The sequence below is a fragment of the Roseovarius nanhaiticus genome, from assembly GCF_900156535.1.
Classification (GTDB): domain Bacteria; phylum Pseudomonadota; class Alphaproteobacteria; order Rhodobacterales; family Rhodobacteraceae; genus Roseovarius; species Roseovarius nanhaiticus.
On record NZ_FTNV01000001.1, the window covers coordinates 1,224,215 to 1,245,116 of the forward strand.

Below are 20,902 nucleotides of genomic sequence, written 5' to 3' on the forward strand. Positions count from 1 at the left end.
CGGAGACATTTCAATATGACAGGGCGCCGTTCATGACGCGCAGGATCGCTTTCGTCGCCAGTAGGGCACCTTTGGCCATTGCCGCGCGTGCAGCACTGGTGGCGCGATACGGTGACGCACCCGAGGATGCGGCAGACGTGATCGTGGCCCTGGGCGGTGATGGTTTCATGCTGCACACGCTGCACAGCACCCAGGAATTGGACGTGCCGGTCTACGGCATGAATCGCGGCACCGTCGGCTTTTTGATGAACGAATACGCCGAGGACGATCTGATAGAGAGGCTTGAGGCCGCCGGCGAAGAGGTCATCAATCCGTTGTCGATGCGCGCCGAGTCCGCGGATGGCCAAATGCACCACGCCCTTGCGATCAACGAGGTGTCGCTCTTGCGTGGCGGCCCGCAGGCGGCGGCGCTGCGCATCTCGGTCGATGGTCTCGTGCGGCTCGAAGAGCTGATCTGCGACGGTGCGCTGGTCTCAACGCCCGCAGGCTCCACCGCCTACAATTATAGCGCACACGGCCCCATCCTGCCCATCGGCGCGGATGTTCTGGCGCTGACGGCCGTTGCCGCGTTCCGCCCCCGGCGCTGGCGCGGCGCATTGCTGCCCAAGGCCGCCGTTGTGCGCTTTGATACCTGCGAGCCCGAGAAGAGGCCCGTGATGGCCGTCGCGGATGCCAACTCGGTCGACAACGTGCTCTGGGTCGAGATCCGGTCCGAGCCCAGCATCGGGCACCGCATCCTCTTTGATCCCGGTCACGGCCTCGAGGAGCGACTTTTGCGTGAGCAGTTCGTCTGAAATAGCCGCGCCCGGACGGAACCTTTCTCGGTGCATTCCGTTGAGGGATCAGAACCGGCGCTGACGATGCGCCGGGTATGAGAACAGACCAGAAGGAGCGCAGACATGAACTGGGACACCATCAAAGGCAACTGGAACCAACTGACCGGCGAAGCCAAATCGCAATGGGGCAAGTTGACCGATGACGACGTTCAGGAAGCTGCCGGCGATCGCGAAAAGCTGGTCGGCAAAATTCAGGAACGCTACGGCATCGCCAAAGACGAGGCCGAGCGCCAAGTGGACGAATTCGCTGCCAAACAGTGATAGGTTCACTCCTAAGATCAGTGTCATGATCGAAAAAGGTGGTCCCACACGGGGCCACCTTTTTTAATGTCGGGTGCTTGCTGTCTGGCCCTCATTCCCTGCTTTTGCGGCGACCGCGCAACGCTTAGGCTGAATGCATGATCATTTCGCCCGGCCGTAACTACGTCTTCGTGCATATCCCCAAGACAGGAGGCTCGTCGTTGGCCACTGCGCTGGAGGGGCGGGCAATGCGCGACGATATCCTCATCGGCGACACGCCCAAGGCGCGCAAACGGCGCGGGCGGCTCAAGGATCTGGCCCCGGCCGGGCGCCTATGGAAGCATTCGACCCTCGCGGATATCGACGGCATCATGCCGTCCGACTGGATGCAGAACGCGCTGGTCTTTACCTTGGTGCGCAATCCTTGGGACAGGCTGGTCAGCTATTATCACTGGCTGCGTGCGCAGAGCTTCGATCATCCAGCGGTCACAGCGGCGCGCGATGTCGGCTTTGACGCGTTTCTTGCGCGCCCTGACATCCAGGCTTCGATCCGCGCCAACCCCTACACGCGGTATGTGTACCAGCCGCCGCCCGCGCGTGCGCCGCTTTTCATCCGGCTGGAGCAATTCTCCAAGGACGCAGCCCCCCTTTGGGAGCATCTGGGATTCGAACTGGACCTGCCGCGCGTGAATACGTCAGAGCGTGCGGCGGATTATACGCAGTATTACGATGACACGACACGCGGCATCGTCGAATCGATCTGCGCCGAGGATATCGCGCGTTTCGGGTACCGATACGGAAGCTCATTGCGGAAGCAATGATTCAGATAATGGCTGACTGTCTCATTCTCGGAAACAATACCTTGCCTTTGCCCCGATCCGGGCGGCAATGGGCCCGAAATACCACGTTAACCTTGGATCGTCCGCGCGGAACCTCTGCGCGTGGTATGCTTTGGGAATGACGATGTTCGGATGGCTGGGCAGTGATGAGGCACCGGAGGCCGCCCCCCAAGTGGGCGCGGCCTCTGGCATGGGGCAGGTCGGCCTTGCCGGATCGGTGCGCGTTGCGGGGCCCGGCGGGTGGCGCGCGGTGCGCAGTGTTGCGCCCGGTGACATGCTTCTGACATTCGATGGCGGTCTCCAGCGCGTCGAGGCCACTATGAGCGAGCCTGCCTCACCGGCCTGCGGTGTATGCCCCAACGCGCTCTGGCCCATCGAGGTGCCACCCGGGGCACTGGGTAACCGCGACTTGATGCACCTGGCCGCCGATCAGCCCATCCTGATCGAAAGCGATCTGGCCGAAACACTGACCGGCGATCCCTTTGCCATCGTGCCCGCGCGTAGCCTGATGGGCGTGCGCGGCATACACCGCGCGCCGCCTTCGGCCAATGAGGTGGTCGTGACGCTCAGCTTTGCGGAGGAGCAGATCGTCTTTGCGGCGGGCGGCGCCGCGCTCCATTGTCCCGTCGCCGCCGATCTTCTGGCCGCAACCGGCGCGCCGGCGCGTTACCCGCTTTTGCCTTTGGAGACCGCGCTGCGCGTCGTGTCGCAACTGGCGCCAGCCACCCTTCAGGCCCGGTCTGCCGGGCTGCCCGGCATCAGATCATAGGGGTGGCGCCATCCCGGCAGCAGCTCGATCCGGCTCAGCCAGCTGTCGATCGCAGGCCAATCGGCGCGCTCGAACCCGAAAGGCTCGGGATAGAACAGATAGCCACAGCAGCTGAAATCCGCGTTACTCGGCGTGTCTCCCACGATCCAGTCACGCCCGTCCAGATGTGCGTCCAGCACCCCGTACGCCGCTGCAAGGCGGCCTTGGGCGAAGGCGATCACATCGGCATTACGCTTTTCGGCGGGCAGGAAGTTCATCAAGAAGCGCGTCATGCCCGCCTGGCTGCTGAGCTTGTGATTGTCCCACAGCACCCAGCGCAAGATATCGCGTGCCTCGGACGGGTTCGCGCCGCCAAATTTGCCGGATTTTTCGGTGATATGCATCTGGATGAGGCCCGATTGCGTGATCACCTGGTCGCCATCGACCAGCACCGGCACTTCGCCCATCGGGTTCAGCTTGCGAAACGCCTTGCTGCGCGTTTCACCGTTGAAGAAATCGACATAGACTGGCTCCCACTCGAGACCGCTCAGCGCCAAGGGCAGGGCAGCCTTGTAGGCATTGCCCGACTCGCCCATGCAATACAGTTTCAGGCTCATGCGCTTCCTTTCGCCGTGGCGCCCGGTTGGACTTTCGGGCCCTGAGTATTTTCAGAACAGTGAAACAAGGGCTCTGAGAGCTTTCATTGTCCTCCAAATACTCTCGCCGAAGGCTAGCGCTATTTCTTGCGCGCATCCAGTTCCGAGTTGAAGAGCCTCAGCCGGTGGCCGAACGTGTCCTCGTCGATAACGCTGTCGAAATTTTCAAAGAGAAACGACAGCGCCTCACCCTCGTCGAGGCCCGCCTCCTGGGCGAGGCGGCGCAGCCGGCGATAGCCATCTTCTGTCATGGCGACGTTGAAGCGGCGGGTCATGCGAAAGCGTTTGGGCAAGGTCGGCTCCTGCGGGGCGACGGGCGCCGAGTGGCGTGACCGGATTGCAAAAAGGCCGCGCAATGCTGCGCGGCCTGCCCATCATAAGCGCCGGCCCGGCGGGCGTCACCCCCGGAGAAAGGCCTTACTCCGCTGCGTGCGCCGAGCTTCCATCGCGTTCGGCAAGCATCCGGGCAACCCAGTCCATCTGAGTGCGCAAATCGTTGATTGCGCCGTCAAGCTCGTCGCGCTGGCGCATCATGTCCTCCAGCCGCTCAGCGGCCAATTCCTGCGTGCGCAGCATCTGGCTGTATTGCTGATCGCCGGCATCGTAGAGATCAAGAAGTTGGCGGATCTGCTCGAGAGAGAAGCCGAAGCGCTTGCCGCGCAAAATCAGCTTCAGCCGTGCGCGATCACGTTTGGTGAAAAGGCGCTTCTGCCCTTGGCGGATTGGTGCCAGCAGCTCTTTCGCCTCATAAAATCTGAGTGTGCGCGGGGTCACCTCATAGGTGTCGCACATCTCGCGGATGGTCATGGTATCGCTGCTCATGCGTTTTGGTCCGTCTCGTTATGGTCCCGTTTGGCGGCGAGATAATGTACCCAGCGCAAGATGCAACCGGGTTGACGCCTTACGCGGCCCTCTTGTTACGTCACTTTTGCGTGTGGACCTCGCAGGCAAGGGGGGTTGCGCGCAGGCGAGGGCCCACCAATAACGGGCGGATGAGCCAATCCGCCCATATCCGCCTGACGCATCGCCGGGTTCTGCGCATTGCCTGGCCTATCGTGCTATCGAACGCCACCGTTCCGCTGCTGGGCATCGTCGACACCGGGGTGATCGGTCAGCTCGGCGCGGCGGCTCCCATCGGGGCCGTCGGCGTCGGGGCGGTGATCCTGACCGCGATCTACTGGATGTTCGGGTTTCTGCGGATGGGCACCAGTGGCCTCACCGCGCAGGCGCGCGGCGCCGGCGACACCAGCGAGGTGGCGGCCATGTTGACGCGGTCGCTCTTGATCGGGGGTGCGGGAGGGGCACTGGTTCTCTTGTTGCATGTGCCGCTCTTTGCCGGGGCCTTTGCAATCGCGCCCGCCAGCGCCGAGGTCGAAGGCCTGGCGCAAGACTACATGCGTATCCGTGTTTGGAGCGCGCCCGCGATGATTGCCCTCTTCGGCATGACGGGCTGGCTGATCGCCATGGAGCGGACGGGCGCGGTCCTGATCATCCAACTGGTGATGAACGGGCTGAACATCGTGTTGAATTTCTGGTTCGTGCTGGGCCTTGATTGGGGCGTGGGCGGTGTGGCCTGGGCCAGTTTCGTCGCTGAATGGGCAGGTCTGGTTGTGGCCTTCGCGCTCTGCCGGGACGCGTTTCGCGTGCCGGCCTGGCGCGACTGGCCGCGCGTCTTTGATGCCGTGCGGCTGCGGCGCATGGCCTCGGTCAACAGCGATATCCTCTTGCGCTCGGCCATGCTGGAGGTGGTGATGCTGTCCTTCATCTTCCTCGGCAGCGATCTGGGAGATGTGACGTTGGCGGCCAATCAGGTGCTGGTGCAGTTTCTCCATGTCTCCAGCTACATCATGGACGGCTTCGCCTTTGCCGCCGAGGCGCTCGTGGGGCAGGCGGTGGGCGCGCGGGCCAAAGGCGCGGTGCGGCGGGCGTCCATCCTGACCGGCCAGTGGGGGCTGGGCGCAGGTGTGCTGCTGGCTGCGTGTTTCGCGCTTTTTGGCGCGTTGGCCATCGACGCACTGGCCACCGACGAAGCTGTGCGCGCGGCAGCTCGCAGCTATCTGCCCTGGATGGTGGCGGCGCCGCTTTTCGGTGCGGCGGCCTGGATGCTGGACGGCATCTTCATCGGGGCGACGCGCACACGCGACATGCGCAACATGATGGCGCTGTCGCTGATCATCTACGGCGCATCCCTTTTGGCGCTGGTGCCGCTATTTGGCAATCACGGGCTCTGGATCGGCCTTCTGGTCAGCTATGTCGCGCGAGGGCTGACCCTCGGCGCGCGGTATCCGGCGCTGGAGCGTGCGTCTGCCTAGTCGCTGGTGCGCAGGCGCGAGCCTTGGACCAGCCAGATGGTGAGCAATGGCAGCGCCACCGTGAGTGCGCCCACAACGATCAGCAGCACCCCCAGTTGGCTGTAATCGGCGGGCACGGTGACGGTGCCCGTCGCCGGATCCGTGACCTCGCGCGTGACCAGAAACACCTGATTCAGATATTTCGTCCCCAGTGACGACGCAGAAAGCGCAAGATTGGTGAAGGACGCCATGACCGCAAAGAACGTCGCCTTGAGGTGACCGGGCGCATTGCGCGCGATCCAGGCCAGCATCGGGATGAGGGCGATCTGGCTCAGCGGGCTTTCGGCGGCGGTATCCAGCACAGCGATAAAGCGTGCATCGACGATGCCGAAGGTGAGCGGCGCCGTGATGTTCTGGATCCCGTAGTATAGCGCGATGTTGGGCAGCGCGAGAATACCGGCGATAATCGTCAGCACCAGATAGACGCGCGTCAAACGGCGCTCGGCCATATAGGGGCGCAGCACCAGCATCGCGGCCAGTGTCAGCAGGGCGGCGATCAGGCCCAGCACCGACAGGAACTGCGCGTCAAAGCCAAGCCCGTCGATCACGAACCACGTCGCGCCGGGGCCGGGCAGGGGCACCGCACGAAAGACGAAGACGATCAGCGCGGTTCCGATCAGCATGCGCGCCTGGCCCGGCTCCAGCGCCTGAACCAGCTGGCGCATCAGAAAGATCACGATGGCCATCGAGCCGGCAAAGACGATCTCCTGCGCGAAAGGCACGTTCAAAAGGCCGACCGCCAGCGACAGCGCCACGAACGCGCCGCCGCCGATAAAGTACCACGGGTTCACCTCGGTCGGCGGGCCGGGGCGCTTCTCCAGATGGGCGGTATCGATGCCGCGCGCACGGGCATCGGCCAGGGCGCGGCGCCGTTGCCACGCGGCCAGCGCCACGCCCGAGACAGATATCAGCGGCACGATCATGGCGATGGCGTAGATGCGGGCATAGATTTCGGCCTTGGCGACCTGAGGCAGATCCTCGACCCCTGCGAAGACGGTAATGTTGATGGCCGAGACGATCAGCGTGCCGCCGATCAGCGCGATGCGGCCCAGCGTTTGCATCGTCGTGTGCAGCGCGCGGGAGGTATGCGCATCCAGCTCGTTGCCATCTACGTCATGGGTTGGCACCGCCTCGACGGACATGGCGTCCGCCACAGCATCCTGCAAAACCAGCCCGCAAGGCATCAAGAGAGTCGCGGCAATGAACCATGCCTCAACCGGCATGACGGCGGCCATGCTATCGGGCGCGGCCACCAGCAGATACATCGTCCCCAGGCTGCACGCGACAAGGCCCGCGCCCAGCCAGACAAGCGCGCCTTTCCATTTCCAGATGATGTCCACCAGATGCCCCAGCGGCATCTTCAGCGCCCAGGGCAGCCCCGCCCAGAAGGCAAGCCCTGCTAGGAACGCCGCCGAAAGGCCCAGATACTCCTTGACGAAAAACGTGCCGACGATGCCGGTGATTGTCGAAATACCGTAGGCAAGGTAGACCATCAGCGGCGGCAGATAGGACCAGCGCATCTGCCGCGCGAGGTCGAAGACGGTCGCATCGATCCATCTGGCGACGGGGGCGATCATGCCTGCCTCACCGTGCCAGCAGCGTCAGCACCGCCTCCGGCGGGCGGCCTATCACGGCGCGGTTTCCGCTCAGCGCAAGTGGCCGCTCGATCAGGATCGGGTGCGCGGCCATGGCGGCGAAGAGCGCGTCGTCGCTGCTGCCTCGCGTCAGGCCTGCCTCCCTGAAGGCCGCCTCATTGGGGCGCATCATGTCGATTACCTGCCCGCCCAGCAGCGCGTGCGCCGCGCGCAATTCCGCCTCGCCGGGAGCGTCCTTGAGGTAAAGGCGCAGGGTCACATCCTGACCCTCCAGCAGCGCCTGCGCGGCACGCGATTTTGCGCAGCGCGGGTTGTGCCATAGCGTGATCACAGCCACTCCTCCCGCCCGGTGCCGACAGCGTCCGCGACCGAAGCGAACCCGTCCGCTTCCAAGAGCCGGTCGAGGCCGCGCGCAATGCGCGGTACCAGGCTCAGCCCCTCGTAGACCAGCGCCGAATAGAGTTGCACCATTGACGCACCGGCGCGGATCTTGGCGTAGGCGTCTTCTGCCGAGCCGATGCCGCCGACGCCGATCAGGGGCATCTGGCCTTTCGTCAGCTGCGACAGCCGCGCCAGAACGCGCGTCGACTGCCCGAAAAGGGGCGCGCCCGACAGGCCGCCCGCCTCTGCGCGGTGCGCGTTCCTCAGCCCGCTGCGATCCAGCGTGGTGTTCGTGGCGATGATCCCCGCCAGCCCGGCGGCCTGTGCAACCTCGGCGATTTCGGCCAAGCCTGCGTCATCCAGATCCGGCGCGATCTTGAGAAAGACGGGTATGGGCCGCTCCAGCCAGTTGCGCGCCTCCATCACCCCTGCCAGCAGCGCGCTCAGCGCGGCGCCCCCCTGCAGATCGCGCAGCTTCTCGGTATTCGGGCTCGACACGTTGACCGTCGCAAAATCCAGATGCCGTCCACAATGGGCCAGCACGCGGGCAAAATCCTCGGCCCGGTCGTCACTGTCCTTGTTGGCGCCAAGGTTGAGGCCGATCACGGCATCCTTGGGCCGCTGGGCCAGCCGATGCGCCGCCGCTTCCATACCCAGATTGTTGAAACCGAAGCGGTTGATCACCGCGCGGTCCTCCGGCAGGCGAAAAAGGCGGGGGCGCGCGTTGCCCGGCTGCGGCCGGGGCGTCACGGCGCCAACCTCAATCATGCCGAACCCCGCGCGCGCCAAAGGCGTCAGCGCCTCCGCGTTCTTGTCAAACCCCGCGGCCAGCCCTACCGGATTGTCCAGTCTCAGCCCGGCCACCTCGCAGGCCAGGCGCGGCGAGGTCACGCGCCCCGGCAGCGGCATCAGCCCTGCGCGCAGCCCCCTCAGCGCCAGCCCATGCGCGCGCTCGGGATCGAACTGGCTCAATATGCCAAGGCCGATCCGCTCGACCGCGCTCATGCCACGCCTGCCGGAAACTGATGCATGCCGCCCTCCAGCGGCAGGGGCTGCGCCCAGGCGACGTCCGAAAGGCGCAGCTCACGGTAGAGATGCGGAAAAAGTGCGCCGCCCCGCGACGGCTCCCATTTCAGGGCGTCGCCCAGCCGCTCCGTGTCGATCCCCAGGAGGAAGAGGCCCTCTTCCCCCGCGAAATGCTTGGCCGCCGTCTCGGCTGCCTGCACGGGCGTCGACAGATGCACATAGCCATCGGCCAGATCCACGGGCGCGCCCGCGCTCGTGCCTTCGCGGCGCAGCGCCGCCCATTCATCCGATCGGAAAATCTTGTAAACTATCATGGTCTCTCTGATGCCGCGCGCCGCCTCCCCGGTCAAGCGATAGAAGGGCCGCTTGGCCGTCTTCATCTTGGCAAAAATACTCAAGCCCGGCCGGCCACGCGCGCGGGCTTTGCTTATGCGCGGTGATGCGACATACCCGTTTCAGACATCTTGCAAGGCAGCCCCATGAGCCAGGTCAAATCGCAATACGAGGCTTACCCTTATCCGGCCCGCGATCCCGCGGATGAGGCGAGGCGGCTGATCACCGGATCGCCCTCGCACCCGCTCGAGATCGACCATTTCCTGTTTTCGGGCGCGCGTGACTGGTCGCGCCCCTTGCGGGTCCTGGTTGCGGGTGGCGGCACCGGTGACGGGCTGATCCAGCTGGCGCAAATGATGGCGCAGATGCAACGGCCGTGCGAGATCACCTATGTCGATCTCAGCACCGCCTCGCGCCGCATCGCCGAGGCGCGGGCCAAGGCGCGGGGGCTAAGTGGCATCCGCTTTGTCACCGGATCGCTGATGGATGCGGCCGATCTGGGCGCGTTTGACTACATTGATTGCTGCGGCGTGCTGCATCACCTGCCGGATCCGGCGGCCGGGTTCGCGGCGCTGCAGGCGGCGCTGGCGCCCGAGGTGGCAACGCAGGGCGGTGGGCTGGGCTTCATGGTCTATGCGCCTTACGGACGGGCCGGTGTCTATCCGCTGCAAGCCGCCTTCGGTGTGCTCTTTGAGGGCATGGCGCCCGAGGCGCGTCTGACTGCGGCGCGCGAGATCGTGGGCGCACTGCCCGAAGGGCATCCGTTCGCCCGCAATCCCAACCTTGGCGATCACAAGGACAGCGACGCCGGGTTCTATGATCTTCTGCTGCATTCGCAGGATCGCGCCTTCGACGTGCCCGAGCTGTTGGAGGTGCTCGATCATGGCGGCTGGGCGCTCGACGGCTTTACCATGCCCGCGCTTTATGACCTCGCGCGTATCGCCCCGGTGCCGCCGCATCTGACGCCTGTGCAATGCATGGCGGTGGCCGAACAGCTGCGCGGCACGATCAAGACCCATGTCGCCTATGCCGTGCCCAAAGGATCGCATCACGCGCCGCCGACCGGACAGAACCGCGCCGCTGTGCCGCATCTCAAGGGGGTGCAAGCGGCACCATTGGCACAGGCCATTGCGCGTGGTGCGGCGCCCAAGCTGACCTTCGCGGGCATCGACGCCGTTTTGAAGCTGCCCAAGGAGGCCGCGCCCCTGATTGCCGCCATCGACGGGCGGCGCAGCATCGCGCAGATCATCGCGTCTGTGCGGATGGATCCCATAAGCGCGGGCGCGCTTTGGGCGAAGCTCCACAAGGAGCTCGGTGATTGGGGATTGCTGCTCTATTCCCGCGCGCTTCTCTGACGCAGGCCTAGTCGCCGTCGAAAGCGACCAGTGTGTGCACATCCATGCCGAGTGCTCTCAGCCGCGCGGCGCCCCCCAGATCGGGCAGATCCACGACAAAGCTGCAGCCCGCGATGCAGGCGCCCAGGCGCTCGAGCAAAGTAATGCCCGCCTCGGCGGTGCCGCCGGTGGCCAGAAGGTCATCCACGATCAGCACCGTCTCGCCCGGCGCGATACTGTCCTCGTGCAGCTCGAAGGTGGCGCTGCCATATTCCAGTGCGTAGTCCTGCGTCACCACCTTGCCGGGCAGCTTGCCCGCCTTGCGCACAGGGACAAATCCCGCGCCCAGATGGTAGGCGACCGCACCGCCGAGGATGAAGCCGCGCGCCTCCAGCCCGATCACCTTGTCGATGCCTTTGTCCTCCCATGGCGCGGCCATCCGCGCCACGGTGGCGCGCAGGCCCGCCGCGTCGGCCAGCAGGCTGGTCACATCGCGGAACATGATCCCCGGTTTCGGGAAATCGGGGATGGTGCGGATCAGCGCGCGCAAATCTTCGTTCTGATCGCTTGCGCCCTTCATGCCGCCCCGCGCCGCAACAGGGCGGTGGCAAGCCCCATCGCGATCAGCGCGCCGCCGCCCGCGCGCGTCAGCCACGCAATGACGCCGGGCCGCGCAATGCGCGCGCGCATCCGGTCTGCCAAAAGCGCATAGGCCAGCGCGTTCAGCGCGGCGAGGGTGACAAAGGTGCCGATGAGAAGGGAGAATTGCGGCGCCAGAGGCGCGTTTAGCGTCACGAATTGCGGCACGAAGGCGATGAAGAAGGCGATGGATTTGGGGTTGAGCGCGGTCACGGCGGCGGCGTGCCAGAAGACGCCGCGCCCGGTTATTGTCGCGCTTTGCGGCATCTCCAGCCCGGCGCCCGGCGCGCTGCGGATCAGCTTGATCCCGAGCCAGACCAGATAGACGGCGCCGATCCATTTGAGTGCCGTAAAGAGCGTGGCCGAGGCCAAGACCAGCGCGCCGAGCCCCATCAGCGACGCGGTCATGGCCACCAGATCACCCAAGGCCACACCCCCGGCCGAGGCCACTGCCACGCCGCGCCCTTTGCTCAGCGCGTAGCTGAGCACCAAAAGGACCGTGGGGCCGGGGATCAGTAACAACGCGGTCGAGGCGGCGACGAACGCTAGCCAGAGTTCAAAGGTCATGTCCGCTCCTGCGGCGTCATATCAATCGGCTTTATTGAGCACGCGGCCCGCCACGGCGTCCAGCTTTTCCAGCATGGCCGCGTCGCGCGCTTCGGGCGCTGTCAGGATGGCGTATTCAAGCGCGCGTTCACAGCCATGCGGACAGGGCGCGGCGCCGCCTTCCAGATGGCCCGGCAGCGCGCGCAGCATGTCCTTGGCGCGGGCGGCATTGCCCATCAGCGTCGCGATGATCGCGGTCACGTCCACCTCGCCATGATCCGGGTGCCAGCTGTCGTAATCGGTGATCATGGCCACGCTGGCGTAGCACAGCTCGGCCTCGCGGGCGAGTTTCGCCTCTGGCATGCCGGTCATGCCGATCACGTCGCAGTTCCACACCTCGCGGTAAAGCTTTGATTCGGCCAGAGTCGAGAATTGCGGGCCTTCCATGGCAAGGTACGTGCCGCCCCGGTGCACCCGGCTGCCGGCGCCTTCGGCAGCCTCGGCGCAGGCGGCGCCAAGGCGCGCGCAGGTCGGATGCGCCACGCTGACATGGGCGACGCAGCCGGGGCCGAAGAAAGACTTTTCGCGCTGAAACGTGCGGTCGACATACTGGTCGAGGATCACGAAATCGCCCGGTGCCATATCCTCGCGGAACGACCCGCACGCCGAGGCGCTGACCACATCGGTCACTCCCAGACGTTTGAGCGCGTCGATATTGGCGCGGTAGGGCACCGAGGACGGGCTGTGCACATGCCCGCGCCCGTGCCGGGGCAGGAAGGCCATGGGCATCCCCGCCAGCGTGCCGGTCAGGATCGCGTCAGAGGGCGCGCCGAAAGGCGTGTCGACCTCGCGCCATTCGGCGCCTTCCAATCCGTCGATGTCATAGACACCCGAGCCGCCGATCACCCCGATCATCCGTTTGGTCATGCCACTCTCCCGTGATGTGCGCCGCCCAGTGGTAGGCGCGCGGGCGCCAAAAGAAAAGCGGGGCGTGGGTGTGGCACAGGCGCGCCGGGCGACGCCCCGCGCCGACAAAACGGTGGTCAATCCCGGCCGGGACGGGTAAGGGGGCCACTTGCTTCCGCTCGCACCGTCGACGGCCAGCCAGACAGTCAGACAGACAGGACCGATCTTTTGAGAACATCGCTCGCCGCCTTTGCCAAGACCATCACCATGCCCGACCTCAGCGTCATGCAGGACGAGACGTTCAGCGCGTCGCGCATCCGCATCGAGCTTCTCTCGGGCCTCACCGTCGCGCTGGCGCTGGTGCCCGAGGCGGTGGCCTTTGCCTTCGTCGCGGGGGTGCATCCGCTGGTCGGCCTTTATGCTGCCTTCCTCGTCGGGCTCGTCACCGCACTGATTGGCGGGCGTCCCGGCATGATATCGGGCGCGACGGGCGCCTTGGCGGTCGTCATGGTGGCGCTGGTGGCGCAGCATGGCGTCGAATACCTCTTTGCGACCGTGGTGCTGATGGGCATCCTTCAGGTCACGGCAGGCGCGCTGCGCTGGGGCAAATTCATACGCCTTGTGCCGCATCCGGTGATGCTGGGCTTCGTCAACGGCCTTGCCATTGTGATCTTTCTTGCGCAGCTGGGCCAGTTCAAGGTGCCGGGCACGATGGAGAATACCGGCCACGGGATGAGCGGCGGTGTCTGGCTGTCGGGCCAGCCCCTCCTCATCATGCTGGCCCTCGTCGCGCTGACCATGGGCATCATCTATATCATGCCGCGCATCACCAAGATCATTCCCGCGCCTCTGGCCGGCATCGGGGTGGTGGCCGGTTTGGTCATAGCCTTCGGGCTGGACGTGCCGCGCGTGGGCGATCTGTCATCCATCCAGGGCGGTCTGCCCAGCTTTCACAACCCGTTCGGCGAGGGGCTGGGCCTTTACGGCACGCCGCTGGCCCCGCTCAATCTGAATACGCTTGAGATCATTTTGCCCTATGCGATCATCCTGGCGGCTATTGGCCTGATTGAGAGCCTTCTGACGCTTAACCTCGTGGGCGAGATGACCGGCAAGCGCGGCGGCGCCAGTCAGGAATGCATCGCGCAAGGCATGGCCAACACGCTGACCGGCTTTTTCGGCGGCATGGGTGGCTGCGCCATGATCGGCCAGTCGATGATCAACGTGAAATCCGGGGGACGCACGCGGATCGCGGGGATCGCGGCGGCGCTGTTCCTGCTGATCTTCATCCTGTTCGCCGCGCCCGTGATCGAACTGATCCCATTGGCCGCGCTGGTGGGCGTGATGTTCATGGTGGTGATCGGCACATTCGCGTGGAATTCGCTGACCATCCTGCGCAAGGTGCCGCTGACCGATGCGATGGTGATCGTGCTCGTAACGGCGGTCACGGTGAAATACGATCTGGCCATTGCGGTGGTCGTGGGTGTTATCGTCTCGGCGCTGGCCTATTCGTGGAACAACGCCAAGCGCATTCACGCGACCACCAAGATCGACGAGAGCGGCGCGCGCGTCTACGCCATCGAGGGCCCGCTTTTCTTCGGCTCGGCCGAAGGCTTTGGCGAGCTTTTCGATGTCGAGGGCGATCCTGACATGGTCATTGTCGATTTCGATCAGAGCCGCGTCGTGGACCAATCCGCCCTGCAGGCGATCGAAGCTCTGGCGGGCAAGTATCAGGCGGCGGGCAAGACTTTGCAGCTGCGGCACCTCAGCCGCGATTGCCACCGCCTGCTGACCAAGGCGGGCCACCTTATGATCGACAGCGACGATGATCCTGAATATCAGATCGCCGTCGATTACGATGTGCGCACAGGTGTACTGGGCGGCGGCCACTAGGGGCCACATCCGCGCGATTGTGACGCGCGCGGCGCCATGCTAGCCAAGCGCGGTAGGACAAGCGGAGCGGCGCGGCGGTGGAACTGAGGCCCGAGACGGACGGCGATTGGTGGGAGGTGGAGGCGCTTCTCGACCTGTGCTTTGCGCCGGGCCGCGAGGCGCTGTCGTCCTACCGTCTGCGCGAGGGGATCCCGCCCGTTCCCGGCCTCAGCTCGGTCGCACGGGACGAGGGCGGCATCCTAGCCGGCGCCATCCGCTATTGGCCGGTGCGCATCGGGGACGCGACGGCGCTGCTTCTTGGGCCCATTGCCGTCCATCCGACCCATCAGGGCGAGGGCCTGGGCGGCTTCCTGATGCGCTCGACGCTTGGCACGGCGCGCGCGCAGGGCTGGGACCGGGTGATGCTGGTGGGCGATGCGCCTTATTACAGCCGCTTCGGGTTCCAGCGCCTCGATCATGTGCACATGCCGCCGCCGACCAATCCCGACCGGGTTCTGGGCCTTGATCTGGCACCGGGTGCGTGGGGCGGCATCGCCGGGAAAGTGACGCGCGCCGCTTGAATCTGCGCCGCGATACGCCGATCTATAGCCAATGAGCGATATTCTAGGCCCCCCGATCAGCAAGGATGCCGTGGACGCGCGGCTGGATGCGTTGGCGCAGCGGCACAGGCGCGCGGGAAATCTGGGCATTCAGGTGCTGAACGTTGTCGGCGGACGCGCCGAGGCGCTGCTCGACCGGCTGCCCGAGAGCATGCGCGACCGGCTGGAGGGCGGCACCGCCCAGGCCCTTGAGATGGCAATGGGGGCGGCGCACCGCTCGCGCGGGGTGGTCGGCACGCAGCCCGGCTGGCTGAGCCGCGCCGTCACGACCGCGATGGGCGCGGCAGGCGGGTTTGGCGGGCTTCCCAGCGCCATGGCGGAGCTGCCGATCACCACAACGATTTTGTTGCGCGCCATTCAGGATGTGGCAGGAGAGCACGGCTTTGATCCCGCAGAAGAAGGCGTGCGCTACGATTGCGTTCAGGTCTTTGCCGCCGCGGGCCCGCTCGATCACGATGATGGCGCCGATCTGGCGTTTCTGACCACGCGGGTCGCGGTTACGGGCAAAGCGATGCAGGCGCTGATTTCCAAGGTCGCACCGCGCCTGAGCGTGGTTCTGGGCCAAAAGCTGGCCGCGCAGACGGTGCCTGTTCTGGGTGCGGCGGCGGGCGCTGCGACCAACTACGCCTTCACCAGCTATTATCAGCAGATGGCGCACGTGCATTTCGGGCTGCGCCGCCTCGCGATTGAGGCCGACATACCCCATGCCGAGGTTTTGAAACGCTTTCGGCAGCGCGTGGCCACAGCGCCGGTCAAGCGCGGATAGAACGCAAACCTACAGTTTCTCGCGCAGATATTCCATCACAGCCGGGCGCACCGATTGATCGCCGCGCCGACCGGCGGCGTCGATCACGCTGCGCAGCTCATCCAGATCGGTGCGGCGCAGGATCGACTTGACCGGCCCGATGGAGGCTGGCCGCATCGAGAGGCTGCGCAGACCGATGGCCGCAAGGCATGCCGCCTCGACGGGGCGGCCCGCATCCTCGCCACAGAAACTGAGCGGGGTATCGGTGGCGATACACCGCTCAACGATACCTTGCAGAAAGGTCAGAAAGCTGACGTTGAGCGTGTCGTAGCGCCGCCGTACGCGCTCGTTCTCGCGGTCGGCGGCAAAGAAGAACTGTTTGAGGTCATTGCCCCCGATCGAGAGGAAATCGACACTGCGGTAAAACTGGTCCGGTGCATAGGCGAGGCTGGGCGTTTCCAGCATCGCGCCCAGCCTCAGTGTTTCGGGCAGGGGGTGGCCCAAAATGCGCTCGCGCTCCATCGCCTTGTCCATCTCGGCGCGGCCGGCGTCGAATTCCTCGCGCTGGGCAACGAAGGGGAACATAATCGTGAGGGGGCGCCCCTTGGCACCGCGAATAAGCGCCTGAAGCTGCATCCGCATGACACCCGGCTTGTCGAGACCCACACGGATGGCCCGCCAGCCGAGCGCCGGATTCGGCTCGTCCGTCGGCTTCATGTAAGGCAGCACCTTGTCCGAGCCGATGTCGAGCGTGCGAAAGACCACCTGCCGGCCCTTGGCAGCGTCCATGACGCGCGCGTAAAGCTCGCTCAGCTCGGCCCGTTTGGGCATTTTCGAGCGGACGAGGAATTGCAGCTCGGTCCGGAAAAGGCCGACGCCATCGGCGCCCGACCCTTCGAGGCTGGGCAGGTCGGCCATGAGGCCCGCGTTCATGGTCAGCGACAGGGTGCGCCCGCAGAGCGTGGTCGCGGGCTTGTCGCGGATCGAGGCGTAGCGTTCCTGCGCCTTGGCCTGCATCGCCATCTTGTCGCGGAACGCCCCGAAAACCGTATCGTCGGGGCGCAGATGGGCGATGCCCTGGTCACCATCGACAAGGATCGGATCGCCGTTCAGCGCTTCGGTCGTGATATTCTTGGCGTGAATCACCAGCGGGATCGCCAGCGCGCGCGCGACGATGGTCGCGTGGCTGCCAACCGCGCCTTCCTCCAGCACGATACCCTTCAGGCTGCGGCCATAATCCAGAAGTTCGGCAGGGCCGATATTGCGGGCGATCAGGATGGGATCGGGCGGCATCTCGGCGCCTGTCTCATTCCCTTGGCCGGTCAGAATTCGCAGTAGCCTGTTCGACAGATCATCGAGGTCGTGCAACCGGTCACGCAAATAGGCGTCGGCGACCTGGCCAAGGCGCGCGCGGGCGGTCGACTGCTCTTTCTCGACGGCGGCTTCGGCCGAGAGGCCGCGCCCGATATCCTGCTCCATTCGCCGCATCCAGCCCTTGGAATTGGCGAACATGCGGTAAGCCTCAAGCACTTCGAGCTGGTCCTTGTCGCCAAAGCGGGCGCTGGTCAGCATGCGGTCGACGCCAACGCGCAATTCCTCGACCGCCTCATTCAGGCGCTCCATCTCGCGCACCGGATCCTCGGCGATGAGGTTGGTGACGACGACACGCGGCTCGTGCAGCCAGACATGGCCGCGTGCCGCACCCTCCTGAGCGGTTGCGCCGCGAAAGAGGACGGGGTTCTGGTGCCGCGCCGACATCGCCGCGCCCTCGCCGATGAAGGCACCAAGCTCGGCCATTTCGGCAAGCACCATGGCAACCACCTCGACCGCATAGACCTCTTCCTCGGAGAAGCTGCGCGCATCCTTGGATTGAACAACCAGAACGCCCAGCTTTTCGCCCAGGCGCTGGATCGGCACGCCCATGAAGGACGAATACGCCTCTTCGCCGGTTTCGGGCATATAGCGAAAGCCGCGCGTGCCGGGCGCGTCGTCGGTATTGATGACTTGGCCCGTGCGCGCGACGCGTCCCACCAGACCCTCGCCCAGCTTCATGCGCGTTTCGTGCACGGCGGAGGCGTTGAGCCCCTCGGTCGCGCACAGCTCGAGCGTTTCTTCGTCGCGGAAAAGGTAGATCGAGCAGACCTCGATGCGCATCTCTTCTGCGATCAGATGAGTGATTTGATCGAGCCGCGCCTGACCTGCCGCGTCCTCGGCCATGACGGCACGCAGGCGGCCCAGCATCTGCCGGCTGTCGGTCTGGAAATCATGGCTCATCAGCGTGTCCGCCTATCCGCCGCTTCGGGGGTGAGGGGGCCGATCGCCTCAGCCCACCTTGTCCAGCTGGAACGCATCATGCAGCGCCTGCACGGCGAGTTCCATGTATTTCCTGTCGATCAGGACGGAAATCTTGATCTCGGAAGTGGCGATGACCTTGATGTTCACGCCTTCGTCCGAAAGCGTCTTGAACATCTGCGCCGCGACGCCCGACTGGCTGCGCATCCCGATGCCAACGGCCGAGACCTTGGCCACATTCGTGTCAGCCACGAGATCCTCGTATTCGATCTGGCCCGCCGCAACGGCATCTTTCATCGCCTTTTCGGCGCGCGCCACCTGATCGGTGGGGCAGGAGAAGGTCATATCGGTGCGCCCCTCTTCCGAGATGTTCTGGATGATCATGTCGACGTTCACGCCAGCGTCAGACAGCGGGCCGAAAATTGCGGCGGCGATGCCGGGACGGTCGGCCACTGACAGAAGGGTCATCTTGGCCTCGTCGCGGGAATAGGCGATGCCGGTCACAACATTGGATTCCATGATTTCCTCCTCGGCGCAGACAAGGGTGCCGGCGTCATCTGATTGTTCCTCGAAGCTGCTGAGAACCCGCAGCTTGACGTTATAGCGCATCGCCAGTTCGACCGAACGGGTCTGCAAAACCTTGGCGCCCAGACTGGCCAGCTCCAGCATTTCCTCGAACGCGATGCGGTCCAGCTTGCGCGCCTTGGACGAGATGCGCGGATCGGTCGTGTAGACGCCATCGACATCGGTGTAGATATCGCATCGCTCGGCGTCGAAAGCTGCGGCAAAGGCGACGGCTGTCGTGTCGCTGCCGCCGCGTCCCAACGTGGTGATGCGGCCCTCTGGGCTGACACCCTGAAAGCCTGCGACGACGGCGACGCGCATGCCCTCGCCGAATTTGGCCATGATGTTCTCGGGCGGGATTTCCTCAATCCGGGCGGCGGAATGCGCCGAGGTGGTGCGCACCGGCACCTGCCATCCCTGCCAGCTGCGCGCGGGAATTTCCATTTCCTGCAAGGTCAGTGCCATGAGGCCCGCTGTCACGTTCTCGCCCGAGGATACCACGGCATCATACTCGCGCGCGTCATAAAGCGGGGATGTCTCGCCGACCCAGCCGACCAGCTCGTTCGTCTTGCCGGACATGGCCGATACGATGACGATCACATCATACCCCTTGGCCACCTCGACGCCCACACGCTTGGCGACGCGGCGGATGCGGTCGAGGTTGGCGACGGACGTGCCGCCGAATTTCATCACGAGAACGGGCATATGGAGCGTTCCTTGGCTGTAATCGAGCGCGGTTTACGCGGGCCTGCGCCCAAGGGCAAGGGCGCCCGCACTGCAGCGCACCCGCATCAGCGCCTTAGGTGCCGGCCTCGCGCGCCATTTCGCGCAGGGCCGTCATCGCGTCATCGGCGCGGCTGACGGGAACAAAGAGGTGATCGTGGTAGTAGCCCGCCACCGGATTTACGCCCATGCCCAGATCGGCCAGCCGCGTCGTGACCTTGGCCAGAAAGCCAACCGCGTCCAGCGCGGAATGCACGTCCAGGGTGATCATGCGGCAATCAAAGACGTGATCCAGTCCCGCCGCCTCGGCCTCGGAGCGCGTCACGATCACGGTCGTGCCTTCGCCCTCCTGCATCATCATGCGCGGCGCGAGACCCTGGGGGATGTCGCGCCCCGGCAGCGTAACGAAAACGTAGGTCGCCGGATCAAGGACCGGTGACATGCCGGCAAGAAGGCCTTTCAGGTCGCGTCCGCCGCTCATCTCGCACCTCGTCTATTTCGGTTTCGCGCCAAAGATCACCCGGAAGCGCATTTGTCCAGTCTGGCGCGGCGCTCAGTTGACCTTGCGGGCAGGGCCGAACGGCAGGGGAAGGATCGGCACACCGTCCTCGATCAATTTGCGCGCCTCCGCCGGGCGCGCTTCGCCGTGGATCGAGCGCGCCGGCGCCTCGCCTTCGTGTATGCGCCGCGCCTCGGATGCGAAATCCGTGCCGACATAGTCCGAGTTCGCCTCGATCTTGCGGCGCAGGGCGGCCATTGCGCGCTCGGCCTCGCTCCCCGGTGCGGCAAGGGCGTGACGGCGTGGTGCAGCCTCGGGGCTATTGGCAGTGTCGTCGTGGTGGCCGCCACCAATGCGCGGCGCCATGATGGATTTCGCGATTTGGGTGTCGCCACAAACCGCGCAGGCAACCATGCCGCGCGCGGCAAGCGTGTCATAGGCATCCGCCGACTGAAACCAGCTGTCGAAAACATGGCCTTGCGCGCATTTCAGCGAAAATTTTATCATGGTTTCGGGGTCCGGTTGCGATGCAATATACATAAACGCAGGGCCCACGGAATCAAGCGGGGAGGGTGCCGCGCCCCTTGCCTAACTCTTGACCTGGGCCGGATCGAAATTGCGAATAAGATGCGCCAGATCCGGCTCATCCACCAAGGCGGCGGCCCGTTTGGGGCGCATCCACTTACGCTTGCGCTCGTGCGCTTCGGGATAATCCTTGGACAATTCGCGCACCTTCATGGCGTAGATCATCGTGACGCAAGGCACATCCTCACCATCGTCCACGGTCTTGCGATAGGAATAAAGGCCAAGGCACCGGTCATACATGCGCCCGCGCACGCCAGCCTCTTCCCAAGCCTCGATCTCGGCGGCCTGTGCCGGGGTCTTGCCATTCATGGGCCAGCCCTTGGGCACGATCCAGCGGCCGGTGCGGCGGCTGGTGACCAGCAGCACCTCGGGCTTGCCTTGCATGATGCGAAAGCACAGCGCACCAAACTGGGTGCGCACATCGGTTTTGTGCGCATCGCTCAAATCGATCGGCTCGAGTATGGTCTTGCTGGTGCTGCTCACGAGTGCCTGTTCTGTCTTGCTGCGCCTATCGGTTCCGGGCCAGCTGTTATGGCTATGGGCACCTTGCGCTTTTGCTTTGTCCTTGCACAATA

Annotated in this window: 24 protein-coding genes; 9 read left to right on the forward strand and 15 right to left on the reverse strand. The window is 65.0% G+C overall.

Annotated elements, in window-relative coordinates:
- Positions 1-32: 32 nt before the first annotated feature.
- The 4 genes from BW975_RS05865 to BW975_RS05880 all read left to right on the forward strand — a co-directional run bounded on the left by BW975_RS05865 (position 33) and on the right by BW975_RS05880 (position 2,684).
- Positions 33-794: an NAD kinase gene (locus tag BW975_RS05865; RefSeq protein ID WP_076533439.1), complete on the forward strand. Its 762-nt coding sequence runs from the start codon at positions 33-35 to the stop codon at positions 792-794.
- A 105-nt stretch (positions 795-899) separates the two neighbouring features.
- The gene (locus BW975_RS05870) at positions 900-1,097 is read left to right on the forward strand and encodes a CsbD family protein (RefSeq protein ID WP_076531808.1); all 198 of its coding nucleotides are present in this window, start codon (positions 900-902) and stop codon (positions 1,095-1,097) included.
- Positions 1,098-1,234: 137 nt separating this feature from the next.
- Complete coding sequence (locus tag BW975_RS05875) at positions 1,235-1,897, forward strand: sulfotransferase family 2 domain-containing protein (protein ID WP_076531810.1); 663 nt, start codon at positions 1,235-1,237, stop codon at positions 1,895-1,897.
- Between the two features lie 136 nt (positions 1,898-2,033).
- Positions 2,034-2,684 (forward strand): Hint domain-containing protein, encoded by a 651-nt coding sequence (locus BW975_RS05880; protein ID WP_076531811.1) that lies wholly within the window; start codon positions 2,034-2,036, stop codon positions 2,682-2,684.
- On the opposite strand, the gene BW975_RS05885 is transcribed toward BW975_RS05880, so the two are convergent.
- From BW975_RS05885 to BW975_RS05895, 3 genes are all read right to left on the reverse strand, one after another.
- Positions 2,645-3,280 (reverse strand): glutathione S-transferase family protein, encoded by a 636-nt coding sequence (locus tag BW975_RS05885; RefSeq protein WP_076531812.1) that lies wholly within the window; start codon positions 3,278-3,280, stop codon positions 2,645-2,647. The genes BW975_RS05880 and BW975_RS05885 overlap by 40 nt on opposite strands.
- A gap of 119 nt (positions 3,281-3,399) precedes the next feature.
- Entirely contained in the window at positions 3,400-3,612 is a 213-nt protein-coding gene (locus BW975_RS05890) for a hypothetical protein (RefSeq protein ID WP_076531814.1), read from the reverse strand.
- Positions 3,613-3,736: 124 nt separating this feature from the next.
- Positions 3,737-4,141: a MerR family transcriptional regulator gene (locus tag BW975_RS05895; protein ID WP_076531816.1), complete on the reverse strand. Its 405-nt coding sequence runs from the start codon at positions 4,139-4,141 to the stop codon at positions 3,737-3,739.
- Between the two features lie 170 nt (positions 4,142-4,311).
- Here BW975_RS05895 and BW975_RS05900 point away from each other — a divergent pair, with 170 nt between their 5' ends.
- A complete protein-coding gene (locus tag BW975_RS05900) occupies positions 4,312-5,631 on the forward strand; it encodes an MATE family efflux transporter (RefSeq protein WP_076531818.1) in 1,320 nt (439 codons plus the stop codon).
- Here BW975_RS05900 and BW975_RS05905 read toward each other — a convergent pair.
- The 4 genes from BW975_RS05905 to BW975_RS05920 are packed head-to-tail and all read right to left on the reverse strand — an operon-like array spanning position 5,628 to position 8,986.
- Positions 5,628-7,247: an MFS transporter gene (locus BW975_RS05905; RefSeq protein ID WP_076531820.1), complete on the reverse strand. Its 1,620-nt coding sequence runs from the start codon at positions 7,245-7,247 to the stop codon at positions 5,628-5,630. The two genes, BW975_RS05900 and BW975_RS05905, sit on opposite strands and share 4 nt — an antisense overlap.
- A 7-nt stretch (positions 7,248-7,254) precedes the next feature.
- Complete coding sequence (locus BW975_RS05910) at positions 7,255-7,596, reverse strand: arsenate reductase family protein (RefSeq protein ID WP_076531821.1); 342 nt, start codon at positions 7,594-7,596, stop codon at positions 7,255-7,257.
- Positions 7,593-8,651, reverse strand: coding sequence for a quinone-dependent dihydroorotate dehydrogenase (locus BW975_RS05915; protein ID WP_076531823.1), 1,059 nt, complete (start codon positions 8,649-8,651; stop codon positions 7,593-7,595). The genes BW975_RS05910 and BW975_RS05915 overlap by 4 nt, the downstream gene beginning before the upstream one ends.
- A complete protein-coding gene (locus tag BW975_RS05920) occupies positions 8,648-8,986 on the reverse strand; it encodes a DUF952 domain-containing protein (RefSeq protein ID WP_076533441.1) in 339 nt (112 codons plus the stop codon). The genes BW975_RS05915 and BW975_RS05920 overlap by 4 nt, the downstream gene beginning before the upstream one ends.
- A gap of 165 nt (positions 8,987-9,151) precedes the next feature.
- On the opposite strand from BW975_RS05920, the gene BW975_RS05925 reads away from it, so the two are divergent.
- Positions 9,152-10,360 (forward strand): class I SAM-dependent methyltransferase, encoded by a 1,209-nt coding sequence (locus BW975_RS05925; protein ID WP_076531824.1) that lies wholly within the window; start codon positions 9,152-9,154, stop codon positions 10,358-10,360.
- Positions 10,361-10,367: 7 nt separating this feature from the next.
- Here BW975_RS05925 and BW975_RS05930 read toward each other — a convergent pair whose 3' ends face one another.
- Genes BW975_RS05930 through BW975_RS05940 form a run of 3 tightly spaced genes read right to left on the reverse strand, consistent with a single transcriptional unit; the run spans position 10,368 to position 12,451 of the window.
- Positions 10,368-10,919, reverse strand: coding sequence for an adenine phosphoribosyltransferase (locus tag BW975_RS05930; RefSeq protein WP_076531826.1), 552 nt, complete (start codon positions 10,917-10,919; stop codon positions 10,368-10,370).
- On the reverse strand, positions 10,916-11,545 hold the full coding sequence (locus BW975_RS05935) for a LysE family translocator (protein ID WP_076531828.1): 630 nt from the start codon (positions 11,543-11,545) through the stop codon (positions 10,916-10,918). Before BW975_RS05935 ends, BW975_RS05930 begins: the two co-directional genes overlap by 4 nt.
- A gap of 21 nt (positions 11,546-11,566) precedes the next feature.
- Positions 11,567-12,451 (reverse strand): S-methyl-5'-thioadenosine phosphorylase, encoded by an 885-nt coding sequence (locus BW975_RS05940; protein WP_076531829.1) that lies wholly within the window; start codon positions 12,449-12,451, stop codon positions 11,567-11,569.
- Positions 12,452-12,697: 246 nt separating this feature from the next.
- Here BW975_RS05940 and BW975_RS05945 point away from each other — a divergent pair, with 246 nt between their 5' ends.
- From BW975_RS05945 to BW975_RS05955, 3 genes are all read left to right on the forward strand, one after another.
- Complete coding sequence (locus BW975_RS05945) at positions 12,698-14,320, forward strand: SulP family inorganic anion transporter (RefSeq protein WP_076533442.1); 1,623 nt, start codon at positions 12,698-12,700, stop codon at positions 14,318-14,320.
- Positions 14,321-14,397: 77 nt separating this feature from the next.
- Positions 14,398-14,880 (forward strand): GNAT family N-acetyltransferase, encoded by a 483-nt coding sequence (locus BW975_RS05950; protein WP_076531831.1) that lies wholly within the window; start codon positions 14,398-14,400, stop codon positions 14,878-14,880.
- Between the two features lie 31 nt (positions 14,881-14,911).
- Positions 14,912-15,685 (forward strand): EcsC family protein, encoded by a 774-nt coding sequence (locus tag BW975_RS05955; RefSeq protein WP_076531833.1) that lies wholly within the window; start codon positions 14,912-14,914, stop codon positions 15,683-15,685.
- 9 nt (positions 15,686-15,694) lie between these two features.
- Here the strand turns inward: BW975_RS05955 and ptsP are convergent, their stop codons facing one another.
- From ptsP to BW975_RS05980, 5 genes are all read right to left on the reverse strand, one after another.
- Positions 15,695-17,938, reverse strand: a complete 2,244-nt coding sequence (ptsP, locus tag BW975_RS05960) for a phosphoenolpyruvate--protein phosphotransferase (protein WP_076531834.1) — start codon at positions 17,936-17,938, stop codon at positions 15,695-15,697.
- Positions 17,939-17,986: 48 nt separating this feature from the next.
- The gene (locus BW975_RS05965) at positions 17,987-19,225 is read right to left on the reverse strand and encodes an aspartate kinase (RefSeq protein WP_076531836.1); all 1,239 of its coding nucleotides are present in this window, start codon (positions 19,223-19,225) and stop codon (positions 17,987-17,989) included.
- 94 nt (positions 19,226-19,319) lie between these two features.
- On the reverse strand, positions 19,320-19,724 hold the full coding sequence (locus BW975_RS05970) for an ACT domain-containing protein (RefSeq protein WP_076531838.1): 405 nt from the start codon (positions 19,722-19,724) through the stop codon (positions 19,320-19,322).
- Positions 19,725-19,796: 72 nt separating this feature from the next.
- Positions 19,797-20,249: a DUF1178 family protein gene (locus BW975_RS05975; RefSeq protein ID WP_076533444.1), complete on the reverse strand. Its 453-nt coding sequence runs from the start codon at positions 20,247-20,249 to the stop codon at positions 19,797-19,799.
- Positions 20,250-20,330: 81 nt separating this feature from the next.
- Positions 20,331-20,810, reverse strand: a complete 480-nt coding sequence (locus BW975_RS05980; RefSeq protein WP_244512505.1) for an NUDIX hydrolase — start codon at positions 20,808-20,810, stop codon at positions 20,331-20,333.
- Positions 20,811-20,902: the final 92 nt, after the last annotated feature.

What these genes read in the sequence shown, in the direction of transcription:
- BW975_RS05865 (WP_076533439.1), top strand. Translation starts at nt 33, where the DNA reads ATGACGCGCAGGATCGCTTTCGTCGCCAGTAGGGCACCTTTGGCCATT.
- BW975_RS05870 (WP_076531808.1), top strand. Translation starts at nt 900, where the DNA reads ATGAACTGGGACACCATCAAAGGCAACTGGAACCAACTGACCGGCGAA.
- BW975_RS05875 (WP_076531810.1), top strand. Translation starts at nt 1,235, where the DNA reads ATGATCATTTCGCCCGGCCGTAACTACGTCTTCGTGCATATCCCCAAG.
- BW975_RS05880 (WP_076531811.1), top strand. Translation starts at nt 2,034, where the DNA reads ATGACGATGTTCGGATGGCTGGGCAGTGATGAGGCACCGGAGGCCGCC.
- BW975_RS05885 (WP_076531812.1), bottom strand. Translation starts at nt 3,280, where the DNA reads ATGAGCCTGAAACTGTATTGCATGGGCGAGTCGGGCAATGCCTACAAG.
- BW975_RS05895 (WP_076531816.1), bottom strand. Translation starts at nt 4,141, where the DNA reads ATGAGCAGCGATACCATGACCATCCGCGAGATGTGCGACACCTATGAG.
- BW975_RS05900 (WP_076531818.1), top strand. Translation starts at nt 4,312, where the DNA reads ATGAGCCAATCCGCCCATATCCGCCTGACGCATCGCCGGGTTCTGCGC.
- BW975_RS05905 (WP_076531820.1), bottom strand. Translation starts at nt 7,247, where the DNA reads ATGATCGCCCCCGTCGCCAGATGGATCGATGCGACCGTCTTCGACCTC.
- BW975_RS05915 (WP_076531823.1), bottom strand. Translation starts at nt 8,651, where the DNA reads ATGAGCGCGGTCGAGCGGATCGGCCTTGGCATATTGAGCCAGTTCGAT.
- BW975_RS05920 (WP_076533441.1), bottom strand. Translation starts at nt 8,986, where the DNA reads ATGATAGTTTACAAGATTTTCCGATCGGATGAATGGGCGGCGCTGCGC.
- BW975_RS05925 (WP_076531824.1), top strand. Translation starts at nt 9,152, where the DNA reads ATGAGCCAGGTCAAATCGCAATACGAGGCTTACCCTTATCCGGCCCGC.
- BW975_RS05930 (WP_076531826.1), bottom strand. Translation starts at nt 10,919, where the DNA reads ATGAAGGGCGCAAGCGATCAGAACGAAGATTTGCGCGCGCTGATCCGC.
- BW975_RS05935 (WP_076531828.1), bottom strand. Translation starts at nt 11,545, where the DNA reads ATGACCTTTGAACTCTGGCTAGCGTTCGTCGCCGCCTCGACCGCGTTG.
- BW975_RS05940 (WP_076531829.1), bottom strand. Translation starts at nt 12,451, where the DNA reads ATGACCAAACGGATGATCGGGGTGATCGGCGGCTCGGGTGTCTATGAC.
- BW975_RS05945 (WP_076533442.1), top strand. Translation starts at nt 12,698, where the DNA reads ATGCCCGACCTCAGCGTCATGCAGGACGAGACGTTCAGCGCGTCGCGC.
- BW975_RS05955 (WP_076531833.1), top strand. Translation starts at nt 14,912, where the DNA reads ATGAGCGATATTCTAGGCCCCCCGATCAGCAAGGATGCCGTGGACGCG.
- ptsP (WP_076531834.1), bottom strand. Translation starts at nt 17,938, where the DNA reads ATGAGCCATGATTTCCAGACCGACAGCCGGCAGATGCTGGGCCGCCTG.
- BW975_RS05965 (WP_076531836.1), bottom strand. Translation starts at nt 19,225, where the DNA reads ATGCCCGTTCTCGTGATGAAATTCGGCGGCACGTCCGTCGCCAACCTC.
- BW975_RS05970 (WP_076531838.1), bottom strand. Translation starts at nt 19,724, where the DNA reads ATGAGCGGCGGACGCGACCTGAAAGGCCTTCTTGCCGGCATGTCACCG.
- BW975_RS05975 (WP_076533444.1), bottom strand. Translation starts at nt 20,249, where the DNA reads ATGATAAAATTTTCGCTGAAATGCGCGCAAGGCCATGTTTTCGACAGC.